This window comes from Curtobacterium sp. MCPF17_051 (assembly GCF_003234595.1).
Classification (GTDB): domain Bacteria; phylum Actinomycetota; class Actinomycetes; order Actinomycetales; family Microbacteriaceae; genus Curtobacterium; species Curtobacterium flaccumfaciens.
This window is the reverse complement of sequence record NZ_QKSE01000010.1, coordinates 41,020-63,990: the sequence shown is the minus strand read 5'-3', so window position 1 is coordinate 63,990 and position 22,971 is coordinate 41,020. Positions and strand designations below refer to the sequence as shown.

The 22,971-nt window shown below is 69.3% G+C and carries 20 protein-coding genes; 12 read left to right on the top strand and 8 right to left on the bottom strand.

The genetic code is table 11. The features are described from left to right. Positions 1 to 195 precede the first annotated feature (195 nt). From gap to DEJ35_RS09375, 5 genes are all read left to right on the top strand, one after another. Positions 196 to 1,200: a type I glyceraldehyde-3-phosphate dehydrogenase gene (gap, locus tag DEJ35_RS09395; RefSeq protein ID WP_027465689.1), complete on the top strand. Its 1,005-nt coding sequence runs from the start codon at positions 196 to 198 to the stop codon at positions 1,198 to 1,200. A 3-nt stretch (positions 1,201 to 1,203) separates the two neighbouring features. Further along, positions 1,204 to 2,421: a phosphoglycerate kinase gene (locus DEJ35_RS09390; protein WP_111192625.1), complete on the top strand. Its 1,218-nt coding sequence runs from the start codon at positions 1,204 to 1,206 to the stop codon at positions 2,419 to 2,421. Between the two features lie 40 nt (positions 2,422 to 2,461). Next, the gene (gene tpiA / locus DEJ35_RS09385; RefSeq protein WP_111192624.1) at positions 2,462 to 3,241 is read left to right on the top strand and encodes a triose-phosphate isomerase; all 780 of its coding nucleotides are present in this window, start codon (positions 2,462 to 2,464) and stop codon (positions 3,239 to 3,241) included. Between the two features lie 111 nt (positions 3,242 to 3,352). Beyond that, positions 3,353 to 3,604 (top strand): preprotein translocase subunit SecG, encoded by a 252-nt coding sequence (gene secG, locus DEJ35_RS09380; RefSeq protein WP_017887256.1) that lies wholly within the window; start codon positions 3,353 to 3,355, stop codon positions 3,602 to 3,604. A 3-nt stretch (positions 3,605 to 3,607) separates the two neighbouring features. Continuing rightward, positions 3,608 to 3,976, top strand: coding sequence for an RNA polymerase-binding protein RbpA (locus DEJ35_RS09375; RefSeq protein WP_110862753.1), 369 nt, complete (start codon positions 3,608 to 3,610; stop codon positions 3,974 to 3,976). 847 nt (positions 3,977 to 4,823) lie between these two features. On the opposite strand, the gene pgl is transcribed toward DEJ35_RS09375, so the two are convergent. From pgl to tkt, 6 genes are all read right to left on the bottom strand, one after another. After that, on the bottom strand, positions 4,824 to 5,594 hold the full coding sequence (pgl, locus tag DEJ35_RS09370; protein WP_111192623.1) for a 6-phosphogluconolactonase: 771 nt from the start codon (positions 5,592 to 5,594) through the stop codon (positions 4,824 to 4,826). A 100-nt stretch (positions 5,595 to 5,694) separates the two neighbouring features. Continuing rightward, entirely contained in the window at positions 5,695 to 6,639 is a 945-nt protein-coding gene (locus DEJ35_RS09365; protein ID WP_110862755.1) for a glucose-6-phosphate dehydrogenase assembly protein OpcA, read from the bottom strand. Next, entirely contained in the window at positions 6,636 to 8,174 is a 1,539-nt protein-coding gene (gene zwf / locus DEJ35_RS09360; RefSeq protein ID WP_027465683.1) for a glucose-6-phosphate dehydrogenase, read from the bottom strand. Before zwf ends, DEJ35_RS09365 begins: the two co-directional genes overlap by 4 nt. A 22-nt stretch (positions 8,175 to 8,196) precedes the next feature. Beyond that, entirely contained in the window at positions 8,197 to 9,795 is a 1,599-nt protein-coding gene (locus DEJ35_RS09355) for a glucose-6-phosphate isomerase (RefSeq protein ID WP_111192622.1), read from the bottom strand. Next, positions 9,795 to 10,907 (bottom strand): transaldolase, encoded by a 1,113-nt coding sequence (gene tal, locus DEJ35_RS09350; RefSeq protein ID WP_110862757.1) that lies wholly within the window; start codon positions 10,905 to 10,907, stop codon positions 9,795 to 9,797. Before tal ends, DEJ35_RS09355 begins: the two co-directional genes overlap by 1 nt. Positions 10,908 to 11,046: 139 nt before the next feature. Then, positions 11,047 to 13,140, bottom strand: a complete 2,094-nt coding sequence (tkt, locus tag DEJ35_RS09345; RefSeq protein WP_111192621.1) for a transketolase — start codon at positions 13,138 to 13,140, stop codon at positions 11,047 to 11,049. Positions 13,141 to 13,563: 423 nt separating this feature from the next. Here tkt and DEJ35_RS09340 point away from each other — a divergent pair, with 423 nt between their 5' ends. Beyond that, positions 13,564 to 14,490, top strand: a complete 927-nt coding sequence (locus DEJ35_RS09340; protein ID WP_110862759.1) for a heme o synthase — start codon at positions 13,564 to 13,566, stop codon at positions 14,488 to 14,490. 428 nt (positions 14,491 to 14,918) lie between these two features. On the opposite strand, the gene DEJ35_RS09335 is transcribed toward DEJ35_RS09340, so the two are convergent. After that, the gene (locus DEJ35_RS09335; RefSeq protein WP_051596734.1) at positions 14,919 to 15,893 is read right to left on the bottom strand and encodes a heme A synthase; all 975 of its coding nucleotides are present in this window, start codon (positions 15,891 to 15,893) and stop codon (positions 14,919 to 14,921) included. Positions 15,894 to 16,144: 251 nt separating this feature from the next. On the opposite strand from DEJ35_RS09335, the gene sufB reads away from it, so the two are divergent. Genes sufB through DEJ35_RS09310 form a run of 5 tightly spaced genes read left to right on the top strand, consistent with a single transcriptional unit; the run spans position 16,145 to position 20,352 of the window. Beyond that, positions 16,145 to 17,563: a Fe-S cluster assembly protein SufB gene (gene sufB / locus DEJ35_RS09330; RefSeq protein WP_027465678.1), complete on the top strand. Its 1,419-nt coding sequence runs from the start codon at positions 16,145 to 16,147 to the stop codon at positions 17,561 to 17,563. Continuing rightward, positions 17,564 to 18,865: a Fe-S cluster assembly protein SufD gene (gene sufD, locus DEJ35_RS09325; protein ID WP_258376349.1), complete on the top strand. Its 1,302-nt coding sequence runs from the start codon at positions 17,564 to 17,566 to the stop codon at positions 18,863 to 18,865. It abuts the gene before it with no gap. Next, a complete protein-coding gene (locus DEJ35_RS09320) occupies positions 18,865 to 19,191 on the top strand; it encodes a non-heme iron oxygenase ferredoxin subunit (protein WP_017887268.1) in 327 nt (108 codons plus the stop codon). Before sufD ends, DEJ35_RS09320 begins: the two co-directional genes overlap by 1 nt. A gap of 58 nt (positions 19,192 to 19,249) precedes the next feature. Continuing rightward, positions 19,250 to 20,026, top strand: a complete 777-nt coding sequence (gene sufC / locus DEJ35_RS09315; protein ID WP_111123668.1) for a Fe-S cluster assembly ATPase SufC — start codon at positions 19,250 to 19,252, stop codon at positions 20,024 to 20,026. Further along, positions 20,023 to 20,352 (top strand): metal-sulfur cluster assembly factor, encoded by a 330-nt coding sequence (locus DEJ35_RS09310; RefSeq protein ID WP_017887270.1) that lies wholly within the window; start codon positions 20,023 to 20,025, stop codon positions 20,350 to 20,352. Before sufC ends, DEJ35_RS09310 begins: the two co-directional genes overlap by 4 nt. Positions 20,353 to 20,640: 288 nt before the next feature. Here DEJ35_RS09310 and DEJ35_RS09305 read toward each other — a convergent pair whose 3' ends face one another. After that, complete coding sequence (locus DEJ35_RS09305; protein ID WP_111123669.1) at positions 20,641 to 21,240, bottom strand: biotin transporter BioY; 600 nt, start codon at positions 21,238 to 21,240, stop codon at positions 20,641 to 20,643. A 115-nt stretch (positions 21,241 to 21,355) separates the two neighbouring features. On the opposite strand from DEJ35_RS09305, the gene DEJ35_RS09300 reads away from it, so the two are divergent. Continuing rightward, positions 21,356 to 22,954 (top strand): ABC-F family ATP-binding cassette domain-containing protein, encoded by a 1,599-nt coding sequence (locus DEJ35_RS09300; protein ID WP_027465675.1) that lies wholly within the window; start codon positions 21,356 to 21,358, stop codon positions 22,952 to 22,954. Positions 22,955 to 22,971 lie beyond the last annotated feature (17 nt).

Sequence of the window (22,971 nt, the reverse complement as noted above, 5' to 3'; positions counted from 1 at the left end):
GTTCTCGGACCCGTTCCCGGCCTGGTCGGCGACCGTCCGGACGGACCGTCATCACGCTCGGGCACGCAGTGTCCGACTGCTAGGGTCGTTACGGCGACGTTACGGGGCGTATCGTCCACCACACGCGGGCCCGCCAGGGTGCGCGACTCCCGAAAGCAGCGCCCCCTGGGCGCTCCACACTCACCAGGAGATCCATTGACCGTCAAGATCGGTATCAACGGCTTCGGCCGCATCGGCCGTAACTTCTTCCGGGCCGCCCTCGCGAAGGGCTCCGACCTCGAGATCGTGGCGGTGAACGACCTCACCGACAACGCGTCGCTCGCCAACCTGCTGAAGTTCGACTCCATCACGGGCAAGCTCCCCGCGACCGTCGAGCTCGACGGCGACAACATCGTCGTCGACGGCAAGGCCATCAAGGTCCTCGCCGAGCGCGACCCCGCCAACCTCCCCTGGGGCGAGCTGGGTGTCGACATCGTCATCGAGTCGACCGGTTTCTTCACCAAGGCCGCCGATGCGCAGAAGCACATCGACGCCGGTGCCAAGAAGGTCATCATCTCCGCTCCGGCCTCGGGTGACGACGTCACCATCGTGCTCGGCGTGAACGAGGGTCAGTACGACCCCGCGAACCACCACATCATCTCGAACGCGTCCTGCACCACGAACAGCCTCGCGCCGCTCGCCAAGGTGTTCCACGACAAGTTCGGCATCGAGCGTGGGCTCATGACGACGGTGCACGCCTACACCGCCGACCAGAACCTGCAGGACGGCCCGCACAAGGACCCCCGTCGTGCCCGTGCCGCCGCGCTGAACATCGTGCCGACCTCGACCGGTGCGGCGAAGGCCATCGGCCTCGTGCTCCCCGAGCTCGCCGGCAAGCTGGACGGCTTCGCGCTGCGTGTCCCGGTCCCTACCGGGTCGATCACCGACCTCACCCTCGAGACCAAGTCCGAGGTCACCGTCGACGAGATCAACGCCGCCTACAAGGAGGCCGCAGAAGGCCCCCTCAAGGGCATCCTGCTCTACAGCGAGGACCCGCTGGTGTCGACCGACATCACCACGGACCCGCACTCCTCGATCTACGACTCCGGCCTGACCAAGGTCATCGGCGGCCTCGTGAAGATCACCTCGTGGTACGACAACGAGTGGGGCTACTCGAACCGCCTCGTCGACCTCACCGAGTACGTCGGCGAGCGTCTGTAACACATGGCCCTCCGCACCCTCGAGGACCTCGGCGACCTCGCCGGCAAGCGCGTCGTCGTCCGTTGTGACCTGAACGTCCCGCTCAAGGACGGCACCATCACGGACGACGGCCGCGTCCGCGCGTCGCTGACCACGCTGAACACCCTCGTCAACGCCGGCGCACGCGTCATCGTGATCTCGCACCTGGGCCGCCCCGACGGGGAGCCCAAGCCCGAGTTCTCGCTCGCACCCGTGGCCCAGCGGCTCTCGGAGCTGCTCGGCAAAGAGGTCACGTTCGTCGGCGAGACCGTCGGCGACGAAGCGACCGCCGCGGCCGAGGCCCTCGAGCACGGCGACGTCCTGCTGCTCGAGAACCTCCGCTTCAACCCGGAGGAGACCTCGAAGGACGCCGCCACGCGCGGTGCCTTCGCGGACCGCATCGCCGCCCTCGGTGACGCCTTCGTCTCCGACGGCTTCGGTGTCGTGCACCGCAAGCAGGCCTCGGTCTACGAGCTCGCGTCCGCACTGCCCAGCGCAGCCGGTTCGCTGATCGAGACCGAGCTCCGCGTGCTCGAGCGACTGACCAAGGACCCGGAGCGCCCCTACACCGTGGTGCTCGGCGGTTCGAAGGTCAGCGACAAGCTCGGTGTCATCGACCACATCCTGCCGAAGGTCGACACCCTCTGCATCGGTGGCGGCATGCTCTTCACGTTCCTCGCGGCCCAGGGCCACGGGGTCGCGAAGTCGCTGCTCGAGGCCGACCAGCTCGACGTCGTCCGCGAGTACCTCTCGCGGGCGAAGGAGCTCGGTGTCACCATCGACCTGCCGACCGACGTCGTGGTGGCCTCCGGCTTCGCGGCCGACGCCGACCACGAGACCGTGGCGGCCGACGCCATCGAGTCCTCGTCGTTCGGCACGGACGGCATCGGCCTCGACATCGGCCCTGAGACCGCAGCGCGGTTCGCCTCGGCCGTCTCGGGTTCGAAGACCGTGTTCTGGAACGGCCCGATGGGCGTGTTCGAGTTCCCGGCCTTCGCCGCCGGCACGAAGACCGTCGCACAGGCGCTGACCGAGGTCGACGGCCTCGGCGTCGTCGGTGGTGGCGACTCCGCTGCCGCCGTGCGCTCGCTCGGCTTCTCGGACGACCAGTTCGGCCACATCTCGACCGGCGGCGGTGCGAGCCTCGAGTTCCTCGAGGGCAAGTCGCTGCCCGGTCTCGAAGCACTGGGGTGGACCGCATGACCCGGATGTCACTCCGTTCCGTGCTCTCGGGAGGCGCAGCATGAGCCGGGTTCCGCTGATCGCGGGTAACTGGAAGATGAACCTGGACCACCTCCAGGCCATCGCCACCGTGCAGAAGCTCGCGTGGACGCTCAAGGACGCCCGGCACGACTTCGACGACGTCGAGGTCGCGGTGTTCCCGCCGTTCACCGACCTGCGGAGCGTGCAGACGCTCATCTCGGCCCACAAGCTGCCCATCCACTTCGGTGCGCAGGACCTGTCGCAGTTCGACTCCGGCGCCTACACCGGTGACGTCTCCGGCGCGTTCCTCGCTGCACTCGACGCCCAGTACGTCATCGTCGGCCACTCCGAGCGGCGCACGCTGCACGGTGAGACCGACGAGGTCGTCGCGGCGAAGACCGCAGCGGCCGTCAAGCACGGTCTCGTCCCCGTGGTGTGCGTCGGCGAGACCGGCGAGCAGCGCGAAGAGCGCGGCGCCGGCGTCGTGCCGGTCGAGCAGCTCCGTGTCGTGCTCGACGCGGTGAAGCCCGCCGACATCGTCGTGGCGTACGAGCCCGTCTGGGCCATCGGCTCCGGCCAGGCGGCCACGGCCGAGCAGGCGCAGGACGAGTGCGCGGCCATCCGTCGTGGCATCGCCGCAGCCTGGGGCGACCAGGCTGCTGCCGACACCCGGGTGCTCTACGGCGGCTCGGTCAAGTCGGGCAACATCGCGGGGTTCCTCCGCGAGCCCGACATCGACGGCGCGCTCGTCGGTGGCGCTTCGCTCGACGTGCAGGAGTTCGCGGCCATCGCGCGGTTCCGTCAGCACGTCGGGCTGTAGTCCACGGGCGACGTCGTCGCGGGCAGTCGTCCGCACCACTCCCGTCCAGGTACCGGCCGTGCTCCGCGTGGCCGGTACACTGGTACGGCTGACTGACACGAAAGGTACGTCGTGGCGATACTCTCCGTCGTGCTGCAGGTCCTGCTCGCAATCACGAGCCTCCTGCTCACGCTCCTCATCCTGCTGCACAAGGGCCGCGGTGGTGGCCTCTCCGACATGTTCGGCGGTGGGGTCACGAGCAACCTCGGTGCGTCCGGCGTGGCCGAGCGCAACCTCAACCGCATCACGGTGATCCTCGGTCTGGTCTGGATCGTCTCCATCATCGTGCTCGGTCTCATCAACAAGTTCACGGCGGGGGTCTGATCCATGGCAAGCGGAGGCAGTGCAATCCGAGGGTCCCGCGTCGGCGCGGGCCCGATGGGCGAACAGGACCGCGGGGTCCAGGCCGAGCGCGTGGCGATCTCGTACTGGGACGCCCTGGGCAACGAGGTCGTGCGGTACTTCGCCGCGAACCTGCCCGACGAAGAGATCCCCGAGACGGTGGACTCGCCGTCGAGTGGTCTGCCGGCCGGGCGCGACAAGGAGAACCCTCCCGTGGTCTCCAAGACGGAGCCCTACAAGACCCACCTCGCGTACGTGAAGGAACGCCGCACCGAGGAAGAGGCAGCGCAGCTCCTCGAGGATGCGCTCCAGCAGCTCCGAGAGCGTCGCGGCACCGCGGCGAAGAAGAGCTAGCGCTCAACGCTGACGAAGGCCCTTGCACCGATGGTGCGGGGGCCTTCGTGCGTCCGGGGGACTGCCGGCAGTGCTCGGCGCGCGGGTAGCCGGTTCGCCGAGAGGTCAGGACACGCCGCGTGCGGTGCGCCGAGGTGGCGGGTTGTGTCGCCTGCGGCGCCCGCGGCGAACAGTTCGTGACCGCTCGGCGTTGCGCTGGCGGGGTGTCGCGACCGCTCGGCACAGGTGTGCCGCGCGGGGTGGAGTGCGGGGTGGAGTGCGGGGTGGAGTGCTGGGTGCCGCGCCGAGAACCGGTTTGCCGAGTGGTCAGGACACGCCGCGTGCGGTGCGCCGAGGTGGCGCGTTGTGTCGCCTGCGGCGGCCGCAGACGACGGTTCCAGACCCGTCGGTGCCGGGCCGGCGGGGTGTCGCGACCGCTCGGCACAGGTGTGCCGCGCGGGGTGGAGTGCGGGGTGGAGTGCTGAGTGCCGCGCCGAGCGCCGGTTCGCCGAGTGGTCAGGACACGCCGCCTGCGGTGCGCCGTTGTGGCGCGTTGTGTCTCCTGCGGCGCCCGCAGACGACGGTTCCTGACCTCTCGGTGCCGCGCCGGCGGGGTGTCGCGACCGCTCGACGTGCCGGGTGCCGCGCCGAGCTCCGGTTCGCCGAGTGGTCAGGACACGCCGCGTGCGGTGCGCCGTGGTGGCGCGTTGTGTCGCCTGCGGTGCCCGCAGACGACGGTTCCAGACCCCTCGGTGCCGCGCCGGCGGGGTGTCGCGACCGCTCGACGCACGCGATGGGCGCGACCGCAGACGGACAGGAGGCCCGGTGCCAGCTGGCTCCGGGCCTCCTGTCCGTCAGGAACGCGCGTCTAGTACGTCGACGCGATCAGATTCTCGGGGACGTCGCGCGCGGCGTCCTGGTCCACGAAGAAGACCGTGCGCTTGCGACCCTGCACGCCACCCACGGGGACGTCTTCGATCGACGCACCGGCGAGGGCCAGCCCGAGGACCGAGGCCTTCTCGGCACCGGAGAGGATCACCCAGACGCGCTGCGAGGCGTTGATCACCGGGAAGGTGACGGTCAGACGCTGCGGCGGCGGCTTGGGGGAGTCGTCGACCGACACGACGGCGCGGTCGGTGACGGTGAGCTGCGGGAACTCCGGGAAGAGCGAGGCGGTGTGTCCGTCGGGACCGACGCCGAGCAGCGTGATGTCGAAGCGCGGAGCGACGGCACCCTCGGGTGCGGCGTCCTGCAGCTCGCGCTCGTACTGGGTCGCAGCGGCCTCGATGTCGACCCCGCCGTCCGACGCCGGCATCGGGTGGATGTTCGACGAGGGGATGTCGACGTGGTCGAAGAAGTCGTTCTGCGTGCCGATCGTGTTGCGGTCGGCGTCGTCCGCCGGAACCCAGCGCTCGTCGACCCACCAGACGTGCACCTTCGACCAGTCGACGCTCTCGCGCGCCGGCGACTGGCCGATCGCGGCGAGGACCAGGGAGGACACCGAGCCACCGCTGATCGCGATGTCGGCACGCTCCTGCTCGTCGAGCACGTCGATGATCTTGGTGATGAAGCGTGCGGCGACCGAAGCGCCGAGGGCCTGCTTGTCCGGGTGCACGAGCACCCGCCGTTCGTTGGTCACGTGACTCCCGTGTTCGTGGCGGCCGACCGGTCGTCCGACCGCCTTCGGTCCGGTCGGGCCGCCTGCACCAGACAGGCGGCCCGACCGTGTGGGGTGTGGATCAGCGGGCGATGGTCTCGCGCAGCTGGGGCACCCCGTGCTTGACGACGTCTCCGAAGAGGACGTCCGGGTCGAGTCTACGGAGTTCCTCGGCCAGGCAGTCGCGCAGGTTGCGGCGTGGCAGCGACAGGTCGTGCGTCGGCTGCCCGGGCATCGAGAGCGTGGCGACGTCCACCAGGGACCGCTCGAGCTCGATGGTGCCGGACTCACGCACGAGCTTCACACCGTGGATGCCGCTGGACCCCGTCGCGCGCGGTGACGTGACGACGGACACCGGCACCCGGAGCTGCAGCTGGAGCCAGGCGGCGAGCAGGATCGTCGACGGGCTGTCGGACGCTCCGGAGACCTCCACCGCGGTGATCGGCTCGTACGGCGGCTGGTCGAGCGCCGCGGCGAGCTGGTTGCGCCACAGGGTGAGACGAGTCCAGGCGAAGTCGGTGTCACCCGGCACGTAGGACGCCCCGAGGGCCTCGATCGCGCCGTTCGGGTCCTTCTGCGCGGCCGCGTCGGTGATCCGTCGCTGCGCGATGCGGCCGAGGGCCGACGCCGCGGGCTGCTCGGGAGCGGTCTGCGGCCACCAGGCCACGACGGGTGCGTCGGGCAGCAGGAGGCCGGTGACCAGGCTCTCCTCGTCGGTCGCGGTCTCGCCGTACGCGCGCAGGACGATGACCTCGCTCGCACCCGCGTCGCTGCCGACACGGATCTGCGCGTCGAGACGACCGGGGGACTTCGTGTCACCGCTGTTCTTCGAGACGATGATCACGCGCATCGGGTGCTCGCGGGACGCCTCGTTCGCCGCCTCGATCGCCTCTTCCTCGTGGCCGAGGGCCGTCGAGACGATGAGGGTCAGCACGCGACCGAGGGCGACGGCGCCGCCCTCCTCGCGGATGCGGACGAGCTTCTTCTGGATCTTCGACACCGTGGTGTCGGGCATGTCGATCTTCATGGACGCCTCCAGGTCCGACCATCGCGGGCGAGCAGGGCGTCGGCGGATGCCGGGCCCCACGTGCCGGGACGGTACTGCTCGGGCTGGCCCTGCGTGGCCCAGAACTCCTCGATGGGGTCGAGGATCTTCCAGGACAGCTCGACCTCCTGGTGCCGCGGGAACAGCGGCGGGTCACCGAGGAGCACGTCGAGGATGAGTCGCTCGTACGCCTCGGGGGATGCTTCGGTGAACGCGTGGCCGTAGCCGAAGTCCATCGTCACGTCGCGCACCTGGGTGCCGACGCCGGGGACCTTCGAGCCGAAGCGGAGCGTGACGCCCTCGTCCGGCTGGACACGGATGACGAGCGCGTTCTGACCGAGCGGGGACTGCGTGTTGCCGTAGACGTCCTCGGGGACACGCTTGAACACGATCGCGATCTCGGTCACGCGACGGCCCAGGCGCTTGCCGGCGCGCAGGTAGAACGGGACGCCCTGCCAGCGGCGCGTCGCGATGTCGAGCTTGATCGCCGCGTACGTCTCGGTGCCGGACTCGGGGTTCATCCCGGCCTCCTCGAGGAAGCCGAGCACCTTCTCGCCGCCCTGCCAGCCGCCGTCGTACTGCCCGCGGGCGGTGGCGGTCGACAGGTCCTCGGGCAGACGTACGGCGGAGAGCACCTTCTCCTTCTCGGCACGCAGGTCGGCGGCCTTGAACGAGACGGGCTCCTCCATCGCGGTGAGTGCGAGGAGCTGCAGCAGGTGGTTCTGGATGACGTCGCGCGCTGCGCCGATGCCGTCGTAGTACGCGGCACGCCCGGCGACGCCGATGTCCTCGGCCATCGTGATCTGCACGTGGTCGACGTAGTTCGAGTTCCAGATGGGTTCGTACATCTGGTTCGCGAACCGGAGCGTCAGGAGGTTCTGGACGGTCTCCTTGCCGAGGTAGTGGTCGATGCGGAACACGTCGTCGGGCGCGAAGACGCTCTCGACGATCGCGTTGAGCTCGCGTGCCGTGCGGAGGTCGGAGCCGAACGGCTTCTCGACGACCACGCGGCTCCAGGAGCCCTCGCGCTTCTCGGTCAGCCCGGACAGCTTCAGCTGCTCGGTGACGACCGGGAACATCTTCGGCGGGATCGACAGGTAGAACGCGTGGTTGCCCAGCGTCCCGCGCTCGGCGTCGAGGTCGTCGACGGTGCGCTTGAGCTCGCGGAACGCCTCGGGGTCGTCGAACGAGCCCTGCACGAAGCGGATGCCCTGTTCGAGCTGACGCCACACGTCCTCGTCGAACGGGGTGCGGGAGTGCTCCTTGACGGCGTCGTGGACGAGCTGGGAGAAGTCTTGGTCCTCCCAGTCGCGACGAGCGAACCCGACGAGCGCGAACCCCGGGGGCAGGAGCCCCCGGTTGGCCAGGTCGTAGACCGCGGGCATCAGCTTCTTGCGTGACAGGTCGCCCGTCACGCCGAAGATGATGAGCGTGCTCGGTCCCGCGATCCGGTTCAGTCGACGATCCGTCGGCAGCCGGAGCGGGTTGTGCTCCGGGGTGATTGCCACCGGTGACATGAGTCGGTGAACTCCTTACGAGTCAGTGGGAGACGGCGGACGCGATCGCCGCGGTGGCGGCGTGGACGTCCGACGTCGTGAGGGTGAGGACCGGCCGGCCGTGCTCGGCGAGGACACTCGCGTCGCCGGCTGCCTGGGCCCGGAGGAGCTGCCCGAACGTGAACGGCCGACCCGGGATCGCCAGGTCGTCCGCTTCGTCGGCCACGATCTGCAGGAACACTCCTGTGGCGGGGCCGCCCTTGTGGTACTGGCCGGTCGAGTGCAGGAACCGAGGTCCGTACCCGAAGGTGACGGGGCGTCCGGTACGCGCCGCGATCGCGTCGCGCAGCGACTTGAGGCCGCTGTTCGTGGTGCGGTCGACGTACGCCTGCACCGCCACGTAGCCGGTCGGGTCGAGTGCGGACAGGAGGCCCGACACGGCTTCCGAGAGCGTCGCACCGACCGCGAGTCCGGGCGTCGCGCGGACGGCGATGCCGTCCTCGGAGAACGCCGGCTCCGCCGGAGCGGGGCGGTCGTCGAGCAGCGCGCGGGTCGCGACCTTGGCGGCCTCGACGTCGGGCTGGTCGAACGGGTTGATGCCGAGCAGGCGACCGGCGACCGCGACGGCGTACTCCCAGACGAGGATCTGGCCGCCGAGCGTGCCGGTGATCTCGACCTCGCCCTCGGCCACGTGACGCTCGTCCTCGCGCGAACCGACCAGGCGGATGACCTGGACGTCGGGCAGGCCGGCGGTGACCTCGGGGGAGTCCGCGTGCAGCACGACGGGCAGCAGGCCGCGGCCGTCCTTGCCGGTCGACTCCGCGATCAGCTGTTCGACCCAGTCGCCGAAACCGACGATGTGCGTGCCGTCGGGCACGATGGCGATCTTGTCGCGCAGCGGCTCGGTTCCGGCGAGGACCGCACCGAGCACGAGCCCGGGGTTCTCGTCCAGGTCGACCGAGAGCAGCGCGGAGATCGCGTCGGCCTCGTCGAGGAGTTCGGCGATGTCCGCTCCCGCGAGCCCGGACGGCACGAGGCCGAAGGCGGTGAGCGCGGAGTAGCGGCCGCCGACCGTGGGGTCGGCGGTGAAGACGCGGTAGCCGGCGTCGATCGCAGCGGCCTCGAGCGCGGAGCCCGGGTCGGTGACGACGACGATGCGGCGGGCCGGGTCGATTCCGGCGTCGCGGAAGGCCTGCTCGTAGACACGACGCTGCGAATCGGTCTCGAGCGTCGAACCGGACTTCGACGAGACCACGAGCACGGTGCGCTCGAGGTCGGTCGTCACGGCTGCGCGGACCTGTGCGGGGTCGGTCGAGTCGAGGACCGTGAGGGGCACGCCAGCGGTGCGCGTGATGACCTCGGGTGCGAGGGACGAGCCGCCCATGCCGGCGAGGACGACGTGGTCGACCCCTTCGGCACGGAGCGACTCGCGCAGCGCGGTCACCTCGGCGACGAGCGGGCGGGAGACCGAGACGGCCTCCACCCAGCCGAGGCGCTTCGACGCCTCGGCCTCGGCGGCGGTTCCCCACAGATCGGCGTCCTGGGCGGTGATGCCCGAGGCCACCAGGTCAGCGACGAGCCGCGGGACCACCTGTTCGATGGCCCGCGCGGCGTCGCCGCTGGCTGCGATGGAAACCGTCACTACTTGGCGCCCTCGAGCGCGTTCTTGACGGTGTCGACGAGCTCGCCCCAGGAGACGTTGAACTTGTCCACGCCCTCCTTCTCGAGCAGTGCGACGACCTCGTCGTAGTCGACGCCCTGTGCGGCGAGCTGGTCGAGGACCTGCTGTGCCTGGTCGAACGTGCCGGCGATGGCGTCGCCGTGGATCTCAGCGTGGTCGAACGTGGCGTCGAGCGTCTTGCCCGGCATCGTGTTGACGGTGTTCGGGGCGGCGAGCTCGGTCACGTAGAGCGTGTCGGGGAGCGACGGGTCCTTGACACCGGTCGAGGCCCAGAGCGGACGCTGCGTGTTGGCGCCGGACTCGAGCAGGCCGAGGGCACGCTCCGAGGCGAACGCCTCGGTCCAGACCTGGTAGGCGAGCTGCGCGTTGGCGATGCCGGCCTTCGACTTGAGGGCCTTGGCCTCATCGGTGCCGACGGCGTCCAGGCGCTTGTCGATCTCGGAGTCGACGCGCGACACGAAGAAGGACGCGACCGAGTGGATCTTGGAGAGGTCGTGGCCGGCGGCCTTGGCCTTCTCGAGCCCACCGAGGTAGGCGTCGATGACGGCGCGGTAGCGCTCGAGCGAGAAGATCAGGGTGACGTTGACGGAGATGCCGGCGCCGATGACCTCGGTGATCGCCTCGAGGCCCTCGAGCGTCGCCGGGATCTTGATGAGGACGTTCTCCTTGCCGACCTTCTCGAACAGGAACTTGGCCTGCTCGATGGTCTTGGCGGTGTCGTGCGCGAGGCCCGGCTCGACCTCGATCGAAACGCGGCCGTCGAAGCCCTTGGTCTCGTCGTAGATCGGCTTGAAGACGTCGGAGGCGTTCGCGACGTCCTGCGTGGTGATCTCGAAGATCGCGTCGGTGACGTCGGTGCCCGCAGCGGCGAGCTCCTTGACCTGCGAGTCGTAGCGCTCGCCCTTGGCGAGGGCCGACGCGAAGATCGTCGGGTTGGTCGTCACGCCGACGACGTTCTTCTGCTCGATGAGCTCGGTGAGCTTGCCGGTCTCGAGGAGCTCGCGGGAGAGGTCGTCGAGCCAGATGCTCACGCCGACCGCGGAGAGGGCGGCGGTGGGGGTGTTCTCAGCCATGTGTTTCTCTTCTTCTTTCATCGACGGGTCCGTGAGGACCGTGAGTCGGGGTTTCGGGGACGGGAGGCCCGTGGCGGAACCGAGCCGGGCCTCCCGGAAGAAGGGCCGGATCCGGCAAACCGGACCCGGCCCTTGCAGGTCAGGAAGCTGCGATCGATTCCTTCGCGGCGGCCACGACGTGCTCCGTCGTGAAGCCGAACTCCTTGAAGAGCGTCTGGTAGTCGGCCGATGCACCGAAGTGCTCGATCGAGACGCTGCGGCCCTTGTCGCCGACGATGTCGCGCCAGCTCATGGCGATGCCGGCCTCGACCGACACGCGAGCGGTGACGTTCTTCGGGAGCACCTGGTCCTGGTAGTTCTCGGACTGGGCGCGGAACCACTCGATCGACGGGGCGCTCACGACGCGGGCGTTGATGCCCTCGGCCTTGAGCTGCTCGCGTGCCTCGACCGCGATCTGGACCTCGGAACCGGTCGCGATGAGGATGACGTCCGGGGTGCCGTTGGGCGCCTCGGCCAGGATGTACGCACCCTTGGCGACGTTCTTCGCCGAGGCGAAGACCTCACCGGAGGCGTCACCCTCGCCACGCTCGAACACGGGGAGGTTCTGACGGCTCAGCGCGATGCCGGCCGGGCGGTCGGTGTGCTTGAGCATCTCGAGCCACGCGTACGCGACCTCGTTGGCGTCGGCCGGGCGGACGACGTCGAGACCGGGGATCGCGCGGAGCGACGAGACCTGCTCGATCGGCTGGTGCGTCGGGCCGTCCTCGCCGAGGGCGATGGAATCGTGGGTCCAGACGTAGATCGCCGGCGCCTGCATGAGCGCGGCGAGACGGACAGCCGGACGCATGTAGTCGCTGAAGATGAGGAACGTGCCACCGAAGGGGCGGGTGTTCCCGTGCAGGACGATGCCGTTGAGGATCGAGCCCATGGCGTGCTCGCGGATGCCGAAGTGCAGCACGCGGCCGTACGGGTCGGTGCTCCACGTCGAGGTCGAGGCCTCGGCCGGACCGAAGGACTTGGCGCCCTCGATCGTGGTGAGGTTCGACTCGGCGAGGTCGGCCGAACCGCCCCAGAACTCGGGCATCAGCGGCGCGATGGCGTTGATGACCTTGCCGGAGGCGGCACGGGTCGAGACGGCCTTGTCGGTCGGGAAGACCGGGAGCGCTGCTTCGAGGCCCTCCGGGAGCTCCTTCGACTGGACACGGTCGAACAGCGCCTTCTTGTCGGCGTTGGCCGCGGCCCACGCGTCGAAGGTCTTCTGCCACTCGGCGTGCTCGGCCTGGCCCTCGGCGACGGCGCCGCGGGTGTACTCGAGGACCTCGGGGGCGACCTCGAAGGTCTTGTCGGTGTCGAAGCCGAGGACCTCCTTGAGGCCCTTGATCTCGTCGGCGCCGAGCGCCGAACCGTGGATCTTGCCCGAGTTCTGCTTGGTCGGCGACGGCCAGCCGATGATCGTCTTGAGGACGATGAGCGACGGCTTGTCGGTGACCTGCTTGGCGGCCTCGATCGCGGCGTGGAGCTCCTCGACGTCCTCGGAGTACTCGCCGGTCTTCTTCCAGTCGACGACCTGGACGTGCCAGCCGAGCGCCTCGTAGCGGTCGGCGACGCTCTCGGAGAACGCGATGTCGGTGTTGTCCTCGATCGAGATCTGGTTCGAGTCGTAGAACGCGATGAGGTTGCCGAGCTGCTGACGGCCGGCGAGCGAGCCGGACTCGTTCGTCACGCCTTCCTGCATGTCGCCGTCGCCGGCGATCACGTAGGTGTAGTGGTCGAACGGCGACTGGCCGGCCGGGGTCTCCGGGTCGAACAGGCCGCGCTCGAAGCGCTGGGCGTAGGCGAAGCCGACCGAGGACGCGAGGCCCTGGCCGAGCGGGCCCGTGGTGATCTCGACGCCGTCGGTGTGGCCGTACTCCGGGTGACCCGGGGTCTTCGAGCCCCACTTGCGCAGGTGCTGCAGGTCCTCGATCTCGAGCCCGTAGCCGTGCAGGTAGAACTGCACGTACTGCAGGATCGAGGCGTGACCGGCGGAGAGGATGAAGCGGTCGCGGCCGATCCAGGTGGAGTCGCTCGGGTCGCGACGCATCACCTTCTGGAAGAGCAGGTGGGCGAGCGGAGCGAGGCTCATCGCGGTGCCGGGGTGACCGTTGCCGGCGGCCTCGACCGAGTCGGCGGCGAGAACGCGGGCCGTGTCGACGGCCTTCCGGTCGATGGCGTCCCAGGTGAATTCAGCCACTTGGATGTTGACCCTTCTTGATGCGACATGTGCGAGGGCTCGTGCCATCGCACGGACATGTGGCCATCCCGGGGCCGAGTCGTGTCGCCGTCTAGCGGCGGCCGACCGGCTCATCGCGGCCGACGTCATCGGGGCGCGCACTGCGGGAGGGCGTGTCCAGCATAGTGACCCGGTACTCAGAAGGGGTTCAGGTGACCCCCGATGTTCACACCGGGGTGGCCGACGACGGTCGATCCGGGCGTGTCGAGCGCTCCGAATCACGCCGGGATGTCGGAGCGGGGCACCGTCGCGGCGCTTCGATCACGTAAACTGGTCGGGACCCGTGGACATTCCGGGTCAGCGCATGCCCGGACGCCGTCGCAGTCGTCCACCGAGTGTGCGAGCTGATGCGAACAGACTGAGGTTCTCTTGCCGACTGCCACCGTGACCCGGCCCGACACCGATCGACCCCGATCGCCGCTGTCCCGCAAGGTCCGTGCGTACGTCTCGTTGACGAAGCCGCGCGTGATGGAGCTGCTGCTCGTCACCACGGCGCCGACGATGTTCCTCGCCGAACGCGGCGTCCCCGACCTGTGGCTCGTCTTCTGGACGATGCTCGGCGGAGCGATGTCGGCCGGTTCGGCATCGGCGTTCAACTGCTACATCGACCGCGACATCGACCGGCTGATGAAGCGGACCAGCACCCGCCCGCTCGTCACCGGTGAGCTGTCCGACCGCGAAGCGCTCGTGTTCTCGTGGGTGCTCGGCATCCTGTCGACCGCGGTGCTCGGGTTCCTGGTGAACTGGCTCGCCGCGGCGCTGAGCGTCATCGCGATCCTCATCTACGTGTTCGTCTACACGCTGTGGCTCAAGCGCCGCACCCCGCAGAACATCGTCTGGGGCGGCTCGGCCGGCTGCATGCCGGTGCTCATCGGCTGGGCGGGCGTCACCGGGTCGCTGACCTGGACCCCGGTCATCCTGTTCATGGTGATCTTCCTCTGGACGCCGCCGCACTACTGGCCGCTGTCGATGAAGTACCGCGACGACTACGACGCGGCCGACGTGCCGATGCTCGCCGTGGTTCGCGGCCGAACCGTCGTCGGCCTGCAGGTCGTGCTGTACGCCTGGGCGACGCTCGTCTGCTCGCTCCTGCTCATCCCGGTCGGGCACATGGGGCCGCTCTACACGGTCGTCGCGCTGGCCGGCGGTGTCTGGTTCGTCCTCGAGTCGCACCGCCTGTACTCGCGGGCGATCCAGCACGTCGAGCACGTGCAGCCGATGCGCGTCTTCCACAGCTCGATCACGTACCTGACGCTGCTCTTCATCGCCGTGGGCATCGACCCGCTGCTGCCGCAGGTCTTCACCTTCTAGGCGGTCGAGCGGGCGCCCGCGCGCGCTCGGTCCGCAGGACGCCGTCGTGTCCGGCTGACGCCGTCGTGTGCGGCTGACGCAGTCGTGTCGACGCGATGCGGTCCTGTTGGTACGACGCCGTCGTGTCGGCACGACGTCACCCATCCGCCGAGACGCCGCCGAATCCGGCGGCGTCTCGCGCGCTCCGCGGTGTCTCCGGAAGACGCCGGCGCTGTGTGCTGGGTACGGGCGGCCTGGAGGCACGGTGCGGGCCCGCCACGGGCCTCCAGGCCGGCGCGGCCGGCGTCGGCCGCGGGGCGGACACGCGCAGCTGCGGACCGCGCGTGGTGCGCCCGTTGGCCATGCCCACCGTCAACGCGACACCCCACGAGTCGAACGACTCGTGGGGTGTCGGAGAACGGGTGCCGAGCGCGCGACGCGCCCGGGCGTCAGGCGTCGATGGGTTCCCGGACGGCGTCTCGACCGGCCGAGGCCCGCGTCGACAGCACCACGGCGGTCACCGCACCGACGAGCAGCCCGGCGAGCACCATGTGCGTGCCGACGAGCCCGACGGGCAGACCCGTGCGCGCCTGCGTGAGGCCGACGGCGATCTGCAGGAACTCGACGACGAGCAGCAGCAGCGGCCACTTGCTCGGACGACCCAGGCGGACGGCTCCGATGACGAGCACCAGGGTCAGCGCGAAGAGGGCGTACGCGGGCCAGGCGTGCACGTGCTCCATGACCGCGGGGTCGAACCCGGTGCGATGCAGACGCCCACCGTCGACCGCGGCGTCGGCTCCGGCGTGCGGGCCGCTGCCGGTGGTGAGGATGCCGACGAGCACGGTCACGACGACGGCGGCGACGGTGCCGCGGACGACACCGGTGTACCAGCCGGGGACGAGGCGCTGGGCGGTCCGCGGGCCGTGCGTCGTCCGGTAGACCAGCGCAGCGGTCACCGAGGTGAGGGCGGCGGAGACGACGAAGTGCAACCCCACCACGAAGGGGTTCAGGTTCGTCCACACGCTCATGCCGCCGATGACGGCCTGCACCGGGATCGCGACGCCCTGAGCGAACGCCAGCCAGAACAATTCGGGGCGCGTGCGGAGCATCCGGACGACCGCGAGGAACATCGCGACGGCCACGATCACGAGCACGAAGGTGAGCAGGCGGTTGCCGAACTCGATGATGCCGTGGATGCCCATCTCCGGCGTGGAGACCAGCGAATCCGCCGTGCACTTGGGCCAGGTGGGGCATCCGAGGCCCGAGGCGGTGAGGCGTACCAGGCCCCCGGTGCCGATCAGCACGACCTCGACCACGAAGGACGCCCAGGCCAGTGCGACGACGCGACGGTCCACCACGCGGGGGAGCGACCACCACCGTCCGGTACGGAGATCCTGCTCGACGGGGGATCCGACGCGTGTCACGAGGGTGGTGCCTTCCTGTTGTTCCGTGCAGTGAACCTGTAGGATTCGAGGGTTCAGCAGCAGTCAAGTCTAGGCAGGCGCCGGCTCCGAATGGGCCGAGATCGCCGATCACTCCACGGACTGCGTGGAACCATTGTCGTTGCGAGGGAGCAGCACCGGGTCCGCATGTCAGCGGTCCGCGGTGGAATGGCGTCCAGACGCCACGGGTTCACACCTGTAACGCTGTCCCGCGAGAAGGAAACGAGGAGACCATGTCCGACGTGCTCATCGACCGTCCCGAGCTCGAAGGGCTCGGCCAATACGAGTTCGGCTGGTCCGACTCCGACTCGGCAGGGTCCTCCGCCCGTCGTGGGATCTCGGAAGAGGTCGTCACCGACATCTCGAACCTCAAGAACGAGCCCGAGTGGATGCTGAAGAACCGCCTCAAGGGGCTGTCGCTCTTCGGCCGCAAGCCGATGCCGACGTGGGGTGCCGACCTGACGGGCATCGACTTCGACAACATCAAGTACTTCGTGCGTTCCACGGAGAAGCAGGCGCAGTCGTGGGAAGACCTCCCCGAGGACATCCGTGCGACCTACGAGAAGCTCGGCATCCCCGAGGCCGAGCGCCAGCGCCTCGTCGCCGGCGTCGCCGCGCAGTACGAGTCCGAGGTCGTCTACCACCAGATCCGCGAGGACCTGGAGCAGCAGGGCGTCATCTTCATGGACACCGACACGGCGCTCCGTGAGCACCCCGAGCTGTTCGAGGAGTACTTCGGCACCGTGATCCCGGCCGGCGACAACAAGTTCGCCGCGCTGAACACGGCCGTCTGGTCCGGTGGCTCGTTCGTCTACGTCCCCAAGGGCGTCCACGTCGAGATCCCGCTGCAGGCCTACTTCCGGATCAACACCGAGAACATGGGTCAGTTCGAGCGGACGCTGATCATCGCGGACGAGGACTCGTACGTCCACTACATCGAGGGCTGCACCGCCCCGATCTACAAGTCCGACTCGCTGCACTCGGCCGTCGTCGAGATCATCGTGAAGAAGAACGCCCGCGTTCGGTACACGACGATCCAGAACTGGTCGAACAACGTCTACAACCTCGTCACCAAGCGTGCGATCGCACACGAGGGCGCGACGATGGAGTGGATCGACGGCAACATCGGGTCCAAGGTCACGATGAAGTACCCGTCGATCTACCTCGCCGGCGAGCACGCCAAGGGCGAGACGCTCTCCGTCGCCTTCGCGGGCCCCGGTCAGCACCAGGACGCCGGCGCGAAGATGATCCACATGGCGCCGTACACGACGTCGTCGATCGTCTCGAAGTCGATCGCCCGTGGTGGCGGTCGTGCGGGCTACCGCGGTGAGGTCCGGGTCGACCCGGCCGCGCACCACGCCGCCAACACCGTGCGCTGCGACGCCCTGCTGGTCGACACGATCAGCCGGAGCGACACCTACCCGGCGATCGACATCCGTGTCGACGACGTGCAGCTGGGACACGAGGCCACGGTCTCGCGTGTCAGCGAGGAGCAGCTCTTCTACCTCATGTCCCGCGGCATGGCCGAGGACGAGGCGATGGCGATGATCGTCCGTGGCTTCATCGAGCCGATCGCCCGCGAGCTCCCGATGGAGTACGCACTCGAACTCAACAAGCTCATCGAGATGAGCATGGAAGGATCCGTCGGCTAGATGTCCAGCACCACCCCTCCCCACATCGACCAGCCGATCGAGCCCGCTGCCGCAGCGCAGGGCGGCACCCAGCACGGCGCCGGAGCCCACTCCGACGGCGGCTGGGACGCCCCCGACAAGAAGGTGCCGGTCCAGACCCGCTCCGAGCGGTTCCAGTCCGGCGACGTCGAGGCGTTCCCGAAGGTCACCGGCCGAGAGGTCAACTGGAAGTTCGCGCCGCTCGCCAAGCTCCAGCCGCTGCTGGACGGCGGACTCGACGGATCCGCCTACCCGTACCTCGCCCGCCAGTCCGAGGGTGCCGACGTCGAGTGGGGTCGGAGCGACGACCCGCGGGTCGGTTCCGCCGGGCTGCCCGAGGACCGCGCCTCGGCCGCCGCCTGGACCGCGCGTGACGCCGTGCTGGCGATCACGATCAAGGCCACCGAGGCACACGAGTTCATCACGGTGACCCGCTCCGACTTCGGGTCGCAGCCCCGCGCCGCACACACGGTCATCACGGCCGAGCCGAACGCGCAGGGCATCGTCGTGCTCGACAACCGCGGCAGCGCCCTGCTCAGCGAGAACGTCGAGATCGTCGCGCAGCAGAACGCGCGACTGACCGTCGTCAGCCTGCAGGACTGGGACGACGACGCCGTGCACGTCGCGACGCACTTCGCCGAGGTCGGTCGCGACGCGTTCCTCAAGCACGTCGTGGTCTCGCTCGGCGGCGACGTCATCCGGGTCAACCCGTCGACGCACCTCGGTGCGCAGGGCGCCGACACGGAGATGTACGGCGTGTACTTCGCCGACGCCGGCCAGTACATCGAGCAGCAGGTCTACGTGAACCACGACGCGCCCAACACGCGCGGTCGGGTCAACTACAAGGGGGCGCTGCAGGGCCAGGGCGCGCACACCGTCTGGATCGGTGACGTCCTGATCGGCCGCGCCGGCGACGGCACCGACTCGTACGAGCAGAACCGCAACCTCGTGCTGACCGACGGCACCCGTGCCGACAGCATCCCGAACCTCGAGATCGAGACGGGCAACATCGAGGGCGCCGGGCACGCGAGTGCGACCGGTCGCTTCGACGACGAGCAGCTGTTCTACCTGCAGTCCCGCGGAGTCCCGGAAGAAGAGGCCCGGCGCCTCGTCGTGCTCGGTTTCCTGGTCGAGGTCATCCAGAAGATCGGCGCCCCCGAGCTCGAGGAACGCCTCATCGCGGCGGTCGAGCAGGAGCTGGCCGAGGGCCGTTCGGTCATCGCCGCACCGGCCGAAGCCATCGCCGCACCGGCCGAGGCCGGCGCCACGGAGGCCAACGCCTGATGGCCGAGAAGGTCTGCGCCGAAGCCGACATCGCGGTGGACAGCCCGATGCGCGTGGTCGTCGGCGGCACGGCGGTCGCGATCGTGAAGGACTCGTCCGGCACGGTCCACGCCATCGGCGACACCTGCACGCACGGCGACATCTCGCTGGCCGAGGGCTTCGTCGAGGGAGACTCGCTGGAGTGCTGGGCCCACGGGTCTCGCTTCTCGCTGACCACCGGCAAGCCGCAGAACTTCCCGGCCTACGAGCCCGTCCCGGTCTTCCGGGTCGAGGTCCGCGACGGCGACGTCTACGTCGACGTGCAGGACGTCGTCCCGGTCGACTGAGCACCCCCACCACTTCCCGCGGCTGACGCCGCACCACAGCTGCAACCGAAGGAACGCAATGTCCACTCTGGAAATCCGTGACCTCAAGGTCTCGATCGACACCGATCAGGGCACCAAGGAGATCCTGAAGGGTGTCGACCTCACCATCAACGAGGGCGAGATCCACGCGATCATGGGGCCGAACGGCTCCGGCAAGTCCACCCTGGCGTACACGATCGCCGGGCACCCCCGGTACAACGTCGTCGGTGGCACGATCACTCTCGACGGTCAGGACGTCCTCGCGATGAGCGTCGACGAGCGCGCCCGTGCCGGCATGTTCCTGGCGATGCAGTACCCGGTCGAGATCCCCGGCGTCACGGTGTCGAACTTCCTCCGCACCGCCAAGACGGCGATCGACGGTGAGGCTCCGGCGCTGCGTGGCTGGATCAAGGAACTCCGCCAGTCGATGGCCGACCTGAAGATGGACTCGTCGTTCGCCGAGCGCAACGTCAACGAGGGCTTCTCCGGCGGCGAGAAGAAGCGCCACGAGATCATGCAGCTCGAGCTCCTCAAGCCGAAGTTCGCCGTCCTCGACGAGACCGACTCCGGCCTCGACGTCGACGCGCTGAAGATCGTCTCCGAGGGCGTCAACCGTGCCAAGGCCGCGACCGGCCTCGGTGTGCTGCTCATCACGCACTACACGCGCATCCTCCGCTACATCAAGCCGGACTTCGTGCACGTGTTCGTCGCCGGCAAGGTCGCGGAGCAGGGCGGCCCCGAGCTCGCCGACCGCCTCGAGAACGAGGGCTACGACCGCTACGTGCAGGCCGCTGCCGCCGAGGCGCAGGCCCGATGATCGCCGCACTCGCTCCCGACAAGTTCGACGAGGTCGTCGAGGGACTGAAGGAGGTCCAGGACCCGGAGCTCGGCGTGAACATCGTCGACCTCGGTCTGATCTACGACCTCGCCTGGGACGACGACGCCAACGCGCTCGTCATCAGCATGACGCTCACCAGCGCCGGTTGCCCCCTGACCGACGTCATCGAGGGTGACACCGCGAATGCCCTCGACGGCATCGTGGACGCCTTCCGGATCAACTGGGTCTGGATGCCGCCGTGGGGTCCGGAACGGATCACCGACGACGGACGCGAGATGATGCGCGCCCTCGGGTTCGCGATCTAGCCGCGACCCACCACGGACGGGAGGCGCGGTGCCAGCTGGCACCGCGCCTCCCGTCCGTCTGTGCGCGCGCCACGCGCGGGGCGCGCCGCCGAGCGGTCGAGACCACCCGCTCACGTTGGCCGAACGGTCGCGTCCTGTCGGCTGACGGCGCGCCAAGCGACAGAACGCGACCACTCGGCGTCCAGTTGGCGGGGAGTCGTGACCGACCGACCGACCGACCGACCGTCCCCGCACCGGACGCAGAACGGCCCCGCACCGATCGGTGCGGGGCCGTTCTCGTGCCAGGCGTCAGCGGCGGCCGACGGCCTTCCACGCGAGCGGCAGGATGCCGGCGGCGATGAGGGCCTTGGCGATGCCACCGACGACGAACGGGTACAGGCCGGCGGCGAGCACCGACTGGACGTCGTTCGGCGCACCGAGCTGGCCGAGCGCGACGGCCAGGTACGGCAGGCCGGTCACGAACGGGATGGCACTGGCGAGCAGCATCGCGACCGCGGCGCGCCCGACGTGGCGGTCCCAGTTGCGGCGCGCGAGCCACCCGACGAGCCCGGCGGCGGGGATGAAGCCGATGACGTACCCGAAGCTCGGCAGGGCGAGGGCCTGCAGGCCGCCCTGCATGTCGGCGAAGAACGGCGCACCCGCGAGTCCGGCGACGGCGTAGACGAGCAGCGAGAGCATGCCGCGACGTGCGCCGAGCGTCGCGCCGACGAGCACGACGGCGAGTGTCTGCCCGGTGATCGGGACCGGCCACATCGGGACCTGGAGCTGCGCCATCGCGGCGGTGAACAGGGCTCCGCCGGCGACGAGGGCGGCGTCGGTGGCCAGACCGTGCATGCGCAGACGGTCGGCGAGGACTGCGCGGGGAGCGAACCCGGTGGCGTTCGTCATGGATTCTCCTAGAATGGACTGCTGGTTCCGTTCGGAACCATCGGTCCCGTCAGCGTAGCGGTGCACCTCACGCACACACCGTTGTGCAAACCCACCAACTGATTGGACGTCCACTGTGCTTGCCGTGCACGAACTCGAGATCCGCGTCGGAGCTCGTCTCCTCATGGAGGACGTGTCCTTCCGTGTCGAGAAGGGCGACAAGATCGGACTCGTCGGCCGCAACGGCGCGGGGAAGACGACGATGACCAAGGCCCTCGCGGGCGAGACGCAGCCCACCGGCGGCAAGATCGAGCGCGGTGGCGAGATCGGCTACCTGCCGCAGGACCCCCGCTCGGGCGACCCGGAGGAGACCGCGCGGAAGCGCATCCTCGATGCCCGTGGGCTCGGCGAGCTCGTGGAGGGCATCCGGCTCGCGACCCTCGACATGGCGAGCGACGACGCGGCGGTGGCCGAGAAGGCGATGCGCCGCTACAGCCGCCTCGACGACCAGTTCAACGCGCTCGGTGGCTACGCGGCCGAGGCCGAGGCTGCCTCGATCGCGTCGAACCTGAAGCTGCCGGACCGCATCCTCGACCAGCAGCTCAAGACGCTCTCCGGTGGTCAGCGCCGGCGCATCGAGCTCGCCCGGATCCTGTTCTCGGACGCCGAGACGATGATCCTCGACGAGCCGACCAACCACCTCGACGCCGACTCGGTCGTGTGGCTCCGCGAGCACCTGAAGACCTACCCCGGTGGCGTCATCATCATCTCCCACGACGTCGAGCTCGTCGACGAGGTCGTGAACCGCGTCTTCTACCTCGACGCCAACCGCCAGACCATCGACATCTACAACATGGGTTGGAAGCTGTACCAGCGGCAGCGCGTCGCCGACGAGGAGCGCCGCCGCAAGGAGCGCGCGGGCGCCGAGAAGAAGGCCGCCACGCTCAAGGACCAGGCCGCCCGCTTCGGCGCGAAGGCCTCGAAGGCAGCAGCCGCCCACCAGATGGTCGCGCGTGCCGACAAGCTGCTCGCCGGCCTCGAGGACGAGCGCGTCGCCGACCGGGTCGCGAAGATCCGCTTCCCCACCCCGGCCCCGTGCGGCCGCACCCCGTTGATGGCCGAGGGGCTGTCGAAGTCCTACGGGTCGCTCGAGATCTTCGCGGGTGTCGACTTGGCGATCGACCGTGGTTCGCGCGTGGTCATCCTCGGCTTCAACGGTGCGGGCAAGACGACGCTGCTGCGCATCCTGGCGGGAGCCGACCAGCCCGACACGGGCGAGATCCAGCCCGGCCACGGTCTGCGCATCGGCTACTACGCGCAGGAACACGAGAACATCGACATCAACCGCACGGTGATCGAGAACATGGTGTCGGCGTCGACCGACCTCAACGAGACCGAGGCCCGTCGGGTGCTCGGGTCGTTCCTGTTCACCGGCGACGACGGCTACAAGAAGGCCGGAGTCCTGTCCGGTGGTGAGAAGACGCGTCTGTCGCTCGCGATGATCGTGGTCTCCGGCGCGAACGTCCTGCTGCTCGACGAGCCGACGAACAACCTGGACCCGGCTTCGCGCGAGGAGATCCTCAACGCCCTCGCCGGCTTCGAGGGCGCGGTCGTCCTGGTGTCCCACGACGCCGGCGCGGTCGAGGCGCTCAACCCCGAGCGCGTGCTGCTGCTGCCGGACGGCACCGAGGACCACTGGAACAAGGACTACGCGGAGCTCATCGAGCTCGCGTAGCCGGGGCGGCTGGGCGG

What these genes read in the sequence shown, in the direction of transcription:
- DEJ35_RS09390 (WP_111192625.1), top strand. Translation starts at nt 1,204, where the DNA reads ATGGCCCTCCGCACCCTCGAGGACCTCGGCGACCTCGCCGGCAAGCGC.
- tpiA (WP_111192624.1), top strand. Translation starts at nt 2,462, where the DNA reads ATGAGCCGGGTTCCGCTGATCGCGGGTAACTGGAAGATGAACCTGGAC.
- DEJ35_RS09375 (WP_110862753.1), top strand. Translation starts at nt 3,608, where the DNA reads ATGGCAAGCGGAGGCAGTGCAATCCGAGGGTCCCGCGTCGGCGCGGGC.
- DEJ35_RS09365 (WP_110862755.1), bottom strand. Translation starts at nt 6,639, where the DNA reads ATGAAGATCGACATGCCCGACACCACGGTGTCGAAGATCCAGAAGAAG.
- zwf (WP_027465683.1), bottom strand. Translation starts at nt 8,174, where the DNA reads ATGTCACCGGTGGCAATCACCCCGGAGCACAACCCGCTCCGGCTGCCG.
- tal (WP_110862757.1), bottom strand. Translation starts at nt 10,907, where the DNA reads ATGGCTGAGAACACCCCCACCGCCGCCCTCTCCGCGGTCGGCGTGAGC.
- sufB (WP_027465678.1), top strand. Translation starts at nt 16,145, where the DNA reads ATGTCCGACGTGCTCATCGACCGTCCCGAGCTCGAAGGGCTCGGCCAA.
- sufD (WP_258376349.1), top strand. Translation starts at nt 17,564, where the DNA reads ATGTCCAGCACCACCCCTCCCCACATCGACCAGCCGATCGAGCCCGCT.
- DEJ35_RS09320 (WP_017887268.1), top strand. Translation starts at nt 18,865, where the DNA reads ATGGCCGAGAAGGTCTGCGCCGAAGCCGACATCGCGGTGGACAGCCCG.
- sufC (WP_111123668.1), top strand. Translation starts at nt 19,250, where the DNA reads ATGTCCACTCTGGAAATCCGTGACCTCAAGGTCTCGATCGACACCGAT.
- DEJ35_RS09310 (WP_017887270.1), top strand. Translation starts at nt 20,023, where the DNA reads ATGATCGCCGCACTCGCTCCCGACAAGTTCGACGAGGTCGTCGAGGGA.
- DEJ35_RS09305 (WP_111123669.1), bottom strand. Translation starts at nt 21,240, where the DNA reads ATGACGAACGCCACCGGGTTCGCTCCCCGCGCAGTCCTCGCCGACCGT.